This window comes from Hafnia sp. HMSC23F03, from assembly GCF_001816025.1.
Classification (GTDB): Bacteria; Pseudomonadota; Gammaproteobacteria; order Enterobacterales; family Enterobacteriaceae; genus Hafnia; species Hafnia paralvei.
The window spans coordinates 87,179-94,119 of the sequence record NZ_KV824246.1 but is presented as its reverse complement, the minus strand read 5'-3'; the positions used below and the strand labels follow the sequence as shown (position 1 = coordinate 94,119).

At 47.9% G+C, this 6,941-nt stretch carries 5 protein-coding genes; all 5 read right to left on the bottom strand.

Annotated features, from left to right (window positions below):
- Positions 1-125: 125 nt before the first annotated feature.
- Positions 126-1,409: an MFS transporter gene (locus tag HMPREF3091_RS21440; RefSeq protein ID WP_004091883.1), complete on the bottom strand. Its 1,284-nt coding sequence runs from the start codon at positions 1,407-1,409 to the stop codon at positions 126-128.
- Between the two features lie 96 nt (positions 1,410-1,505).
- Positions 1,506-2,525, bottom strand: coding sequence for a Zn-dependent oxidoreductase (locus HMPREF3091_RS21435; RefSeq protein ID WP_070718936.1), 1,020 nt, complete (start codon positions 2,523-2,525; stop codon positions 1,506-1,508).
- A 16-nt stretch (positions 2,526-2,541) separates the two neighbouring features.
- Entirely contained in the window at positions 2,542-3,756 is a 1,215-nt protein-coding gene (gene manD, locus HMPREF3091_RS21430) for a D-mannonate dehydratase ManD (RefSeq protein WP_070718933.1), read from the bottom strand.
- A gap of 222 nt (positions 3,757-3,978) precedes the next feature.
- Entirely contained in the window at positions 3,979-4,878 is a 900-nt protein-coding gene (yegS, locus tag HMPREF3091_RS21425; protein WP_004091888.1) for a lipid kinase YegS, read from the bottom strand.
- Between the two features lie 649 nt (positions 4,879-5,527).
- On the bottom strand, positions 5,528-6,901 hold the full coding sequence (gene yegQ / locus HMPREF3091_RS21420; protein WP_004091889.1) for a prephenate-dependent tRNA uridine(34) hydroxylase TrhP: 1,374 nt from the start codon (positions 6,899-6,901) through the stop codon (positions 5,528-5,530).
- Positions 6,902-6,941 lie beyond the last annotated feature (40 nt).

The window sequence follows — 6,941 nt, the reverse complement described above, 5'->3', positions numbered from 1 at the left end:
TACCCGAATCACTGACTAGAGTAAGCTCATCGGGGCTCGCACACTTGCCGCCTCAATACAACTTGAATTATTTAGGGTATAGATAAACGCGGATATTTATCTACACAGGCTTTTAAACTTGGCTGCTAAATATGAGCGGCTAATTCCGGTTCAGAACGTGAAGGCCGGATAACAAACAGCACTAAAATTGCGCCGAGCGCGGCGACACCACCCGCCAGAATAAATGCGCTATCGAATTTACCGGTGTTTTGCACGATAAACCCGGTCACGATTGGCCCCACAATGCCGGATATGCTGCCGATAAGATGAATAAAGCCGCTGGCACCACCGATACGTGATTTATGCACCACGTCTTGAATAATCGCCCAGTAAATCGAACCGGTGACGTATAGGAAGAAAATGGAAACCGACATCAGTATCACGGCCGGTATAACCTGAGTGACGGTTCCAGCCAGCGCGACACAGATAGCGGATGCGAGTAGACACACAACCAGCACAATTTTGCGTGAAAGCAGCAACTTGCCCGTCATACGGTAAATTTTGTCAGAAATGATGCCGCCCAACGCTAATCCAATGAAGCCGACGATCCACGGAATAACGGTGGTAATGCTCATCTCTTTGATGTTCAGGCCGTGCGCCTGAACCAGATAAGAGGGAAACCAGCTTAGGAAGAAGAACAAGATGTAGTTGTAGCAAAAGAAAGCAAAAGCGGTGACCAGAATAATTGGCTGCTTCATATAGAACATGAGCGAATGGCCGGGCTGCTGGTTGGTGTCCGTTGTGGCTTCTTCGTGTTTCTGCTGTGCAATTAACGCGCGTTCAGCTTGGCTGGCGTGACGGCTTTTCTCTGGAGAATCGGATACCACGAAGAACCAGATTAGCATCCAGACAATGCCGATAGCGCAGATGATCATAAATGCAGGACGCCAACCGAAGGCCAGTGCCAGATAGCCGACAATTGGGCCAGCGACTGCGCCACCCAAGGGAGAACCGGCACTGAGTAATCCCATTGCGGTTGCAGCCTGTTTGCGAGGAAACCAACCGTTGATCATTTTGTTAGCTGATGAACAAATCGGGCCTTCAGCCATGCCGAAAAGTACACGAAGGATCAGCATGGAATAGAAACCAGAGGCGAGGGCGGTGAAGCCGCAGAATATTGACCACAAACCAACCGCGACGCCGAGCACCAGCATAGGCCCGAATTTGTCTACTGCAAGGCCACCGATAAAATTAAATACGGCGTACCCAAAGAAGAAACTGCCAAAAATAATCCCGAACTGTTCAGCATTGAGCGAGAGATCTTGTTCGATCATCGGCAATGTAATGGAAAGTGCGACACGATCTAAGTAGTTGATCATGTAAACTAAAAATAACAAAAAAACGATTGTCCAACGCAAGTTCTTAAACATAAGTACTCCACGCAGTTATTATTATGTTGTAGGGCGCGTGCCACCTATGGGGCACGCATTTAGCGGGTTCGCATTTAACGGATTAGTCGCTCTGACTTACTGATGAAAACTTAAAAGTACTTTGCAGCAGGTTTTCTGATCTTGTTCAAACAGCACTAATGCATCTCTAACTTGTTCAAGCGGGAAGCTATGGGTAATCAGCTTTTCTGGATGAATTTTTTTCTCCGTCATCCACTCAATGACCTGTGGAAAACGTGCGCTGTTTAGGCGTGAGCTGAAGATCGCGATTTCCTTACTGGTGATACTTTGTTGATTCAGTACGCATGGTTCGGATGAGAACCCCATGATGCCGATACGTGCGGCAGGTGAGGCCAACGCAATAGCCTGAGGCAAAATCGACGGATGGCATGCGGCATCAATAATTAATGTTGGGCGGATATTTTCCTGTGCTAATACGTCCGAGACATCGACATTGGTGTTGTTTATTAGGCGATCGGCTCCGTTGTCTTGCGCCATTTGCAGACGCTCTGAAATACGATCGGCTACGATAATTTTTGCTACGCCATAAACGCCGCGCAGGGCTTGTATGACGGTCAGCCCCATTGGCCCCGCGCCGTAAACCAGTGCAATATCATTAGGTTGCGGCTTAACCTGCGCACATATGTTTGCTGCAATAGAGAACGGTTCAATCATCGTGGCTTCCGCATCGGGAATGCGGATGGGCACTAAATATGCATTGCGGGCGGGGACACAGGCATATTCGCTAAAGCCACCGTCGCGGTGGACGCCGATCACCTGCAACTCGGTACAGACGTTCGGTCGCCCAATAGAACAGGGATAGCAATGACCACAGTTAACAACCGGATCGGCAACCACGCGTTCACCGATGCGTGTGTTTTCTACGCCTTCGCCAACGGCATCAATGATGCCAAAAAATTCATGACCAATAACACGAGGATATTTGGCGAACGGATTATGCCCACGAAAAATATGTACGTCTGAGCCGCAGATCCCCGCACTACATACGCGGATACGTACTTCTCCTGCCTGTGGCTGGGGGATCGGACGATCTTCGATCGCTAATTGTTCTGGCTGCTGTATTACAACGCTTTTCATCAATAAGTCCTCTTATTTACCAGTTCCACAGAGTGCCGTCTTCTAAGCGAGCGACCGGTAAATATGCCGGTTCATACGGATATTTGGCGGCCAGTTTTTCATCGAATTCGATGCCTAAACCGGGTTTCTCCCCTGGGTGCATGTAACCGTTGTCGAATGTCCAGCTATGTGGGAAGACTTCCAGCATTTGCTCGGAATATCCCATGTATTCCTGAACACCGAAGTTAGGTACCCAGAGATCAAAGTGCAGTGCCGCAGCCATACAGATTGGCGACAAATCAGAAGGGCCATGCGAGCCGGTACGAACTTGGTACAGTGAGGCGAAATCTGCGATACGGCGCATACCGGTAATGCCACCGGCGTGGGTAATCGTGGCGCGGATATAATCGATTAGCTGCTCTTCGATCAACTGTTTGCAGTCCCAAATGCTGTTGAAGACCTCACCAACGGCAATCGGGGTGACGGTGTGCTGACGAATGAGACGGAAGCTCTCTTGGTTTTCTGCGGGGGTAGGATCTTCCATCCAGAAGAGGCGGTAATCCTCGATGCTTTTACCAAAGCGCGCTGCTTCAATAGGCGTTAAACGATGGTGCATGTCGTGCAGCAGATGTTCTTCAAAGCCAAATCGAGAGCGCACGGCTTCAAATAGTTTCGGTGTGAAATCGAGATATTTTTCTGTTGACCACAGTTGCTCTTCCGGCCAGTTTCCTTTGGTTGCCGGTTCGTAGGCTAACCCTTTTCCTTTTGACATGCCGTAGGTGGTTTTCATTCCTGGAACGCCACACTGGACGCGAATAGCTTTGAATCCCATCTCTTTGTGCTTGGCATAATCTTCAAGTACGTCATCAATCGAGTGGCCGGTCGTGTGGCAGTAAACCATGACGCCTTCGCGAGATGCCCCGCCAAGTAACTGATATAGCGGCATATTGGCGGCTTTGGCTTTGATATCCCACAGCGCCATATCGACGGCAGAAATCGCGGACATCGTTACAGGGCCACGGCGCCAGTAGGCACCTTTGTAGAAAAACTGCCAGATATCTTCGATCCGGTGAGCATCACGGCCGATCAACTGCGGGCAAACATGATCTTGTAAATAAGACGCTACCGGCAATTCGCGGCCGTTGAGCGTTGCATCGCCGATGCCTGTGAGTCCTTGATCGGTAGTGATTTTTACCGTGACAAAATTACGTCCTGGACAAGTTACGAATACTTCGGCCTTAACGATCTTCATTTTGAACTCCCTCACCACTGTTTTCTGGACTTGCTTTGCGAGCGTTTCGATGTCGGAAACATAGATCTGATATAACTACCATACAAGTATTTAGTTCAAAAAGTGCACGCGGAGATCACGTTTTTTGATGAGAAAGGAGGGCTCACGGAGGGACTGTGGTGATGCAAAGAGAGAGCGCTCCCCTAGAAGGAGAGCGCTGCGGAGTCAATAAATCGTATTAACTTATCCGATTAACGGGCAGTTTGGAGGAAGGCGAAGGTTTATTGCGTCGGGTTCAATTTCAATGCGGAACTGTTTGGCGCTTAGCGGCTCGCCGTCTAGATTGAGTGTCATGTCGTGAGGTGCACTGATCTCCAGCCAAGGTAGTGAGGCTTCGATGACATTTTTATTGCTTTCGCCCTTGAGTAAGCTTTCAAGAAGTGCCGGTAATAACTCGTCAGAAGTGAGTACGCGTAGTTCGAGTTTTCCATCGTTAATGCGTGCTTCTGGACACAGCGGTTGTCCACCTCCGGCCTGACGACCATTGCCGACAGCGACAATCAGTGCTTTTCCTTCCCAGTTGAAGTTAGGGCCGGATATTTGGCAGAAATCCGCTTTTAGCGTATCCATGCGTAAGATGCCGTGTAGGAAGTAGGAGGCTCCACCGAGCACTGATTTCAATTTTTCAGGGGTTTCAGTCGTGATTTTGGTACCAAATCCCCCCGTCGCCATGTTGATGAAGACGCGCTTTCCATTGACACGGGCGAAGTCGATGGGGACTGCTCGTCCCTGTAAAGCGAGCTGAAGTGCAGACTGCGGATTTTCTGGAATTAAGCAGGCAGTCGCAAAATCATTGGCAGTACCGAGTGGTAATACGGCTAATACAGGACGCGATGATTCACTATGCTGACTTAGCGCATCAGAGACCTCGTTAATAGTGCCATCGCCACCGCCAGCCACAAGGGTTTCAACGCCAAGCTCAACAGCTTCAGCCACATAGCGCTTCGCATCACCGTGCTCCCAAGTGACGCGAACATGTAGCGTATGACCTGCAGTACGCAGCCCATCAATTGCTTCGCGTACTTCCTCATTTCCAGCACCTTTACCATTCAAGATGATGAGCGCGGAGTGTTGTTGATGCATGAGTGATCTCCTGAAACGGGTAAAAATATTAATACTTACATTGTTATAACATAGATGGTTCTTATGGTTTACCGATAAAATTATTCATATTAATAAATAATAATGAAACCGCTCTCATTGGTAAATATAGAGGACTTTCTCAAGCTGAAAGGTTTCAGTCTGTAGAAATAAAGGCATTGGCTAAATAGATTATGCGTGTTTTTAATTAATTAATGGGAGGGTTAATCGTCTGGGAAATTATGAATCATCATGTTGATGATATATACTCCTATTCAGCTGTTTTTTTCTTATGGTTAATCATAATAATAAATCACTTAACGAAATTAACTAAATGCAAAACGAATTAAATCTGTTTTATTATTGATTTTTAACGATTTTATTTGATTTCTTTGAGTTGGTGGGAATTGTTTTTATAAAGGAGAGTTTAGGGGTGAGAGTATTTGTACAAAAAAGAAAACCAGCCCAAGGGAGATTGGGCTGGCAAGGAGGTGGTTCCTAGTATTGCTTTTTCGTTATATCTTTTTGCCACTCAATAATATCGATATGAGATAAGATTAAGTGTGATCTTAATCTTATATTCGAAATATTAATGACAAAAAATAGATAAAGAAGCGCAGCTTTTTAAGAATCAGCTACGCCTAGATGAGTATTATGAAGCAGAGTGCGGATTACGAGTATCCGTGCCTTGCAAATTACGCATTAGCAGCGCGAACTCCAAATCTAAATCCTCAGGTACAGGGATGTAAACGATATGCCCATTTCCTGGCGCGACATCGGTCGGCTCGCCTTTCTTGTTCTGCATGGCTTCCAATGTGAAGTGAATATTGCCTTTTGGCGTCATCATCTCAACACTGTCTCCGAGTGAGAACTTATTCTTCACCACGACTTCTGCATAACCATCACGGCGGACGCCGGTAAGCTCACCAACAAACTGCTGGCTATCAGAGACGGAGTAACCATAGTCATAATTTTGCTGATCTTCATGTACATGGCGACGTAAGAAACCTTCGGTATAGCCACGATGCGCCAGTGCTTCTAGTGTCGTCAGCAACGTTGGGTCGAAAGGTTTACCTGCAACAGCATCATCAATTGCACGGCGATAGACCTGAGCGGTACGTGCAACGTAATAGAAAGATTTAGTACGGCCTTCGATTTTCAGCGAATGAACACCCATCTGAGTCAAGCGTTCAACGTGTTGGATAGCCCGCAGATCTTTGGAGTTCATGATGTAAGTGCCGTGTTCGTCCTCAAACGCACTCATGTATTCACCAGGGCGCATTGCTTCTTCCAGCATAAACACTTTGTCCGTCGGCGCACCGATACCCAGCGTGGGTTCAACTGCCGGTACTTCGGTCACAGGGATTGGTTCGTGGACGTGTACGATATTGCCAACGGCGTCTTCTTTGCCTTCCTGTACTTTGTATTCCCAGCGGCAGGCGTTAGTACAGGTTCCCTGATTGGGATCGCGCTTATTGATATAGCCCGACAGCAGGCAGCGGCCAGAGTAGGCCATGCATAATGCGCCGTGCACGAAGATTTCCAGCTCCATATCAGGAACCTGCTGGCGGATCTCTTCAATTTCTTCCAGAGAAAGTTCGCGCGACAAGATCACGCGGGTTAGTCCCATTTGTTTCCAGAATTTCACCGTCGCCCAGTTAACCGCGTTGGCCTGCACGGAAAGGTGAATCGCCATCTCGGGGAAAGCTTCGCGCACCATCGAAATCAAGCCAGGGTCTGACATAATCAGCGCGTCAGGCCCCATCTCAATGACGGGCTTTAGGTCACGCAGGAAGGTTTTCAATTTGGCATTGTGTGGTGCAATATTCACCACCACATAGAACTTTTTCCCCAGAGCGTGAGCTTCATTGATGCCCTGAGCCAGATTCTCATGGTTGAATTCGTTGTTACGCACACGCAGGCTGTAACGAGGCTGACCGGCATAAACTGCATCTGCGCCATAGGCGAACGCATAACGCATGTTTTTCAGCGTACCGGCCGGAGAGAGTAATTCCGGAGTAAACATAGGTTTGTATTTCTCTTTAAAGGTCTGATCACAAGTCAGT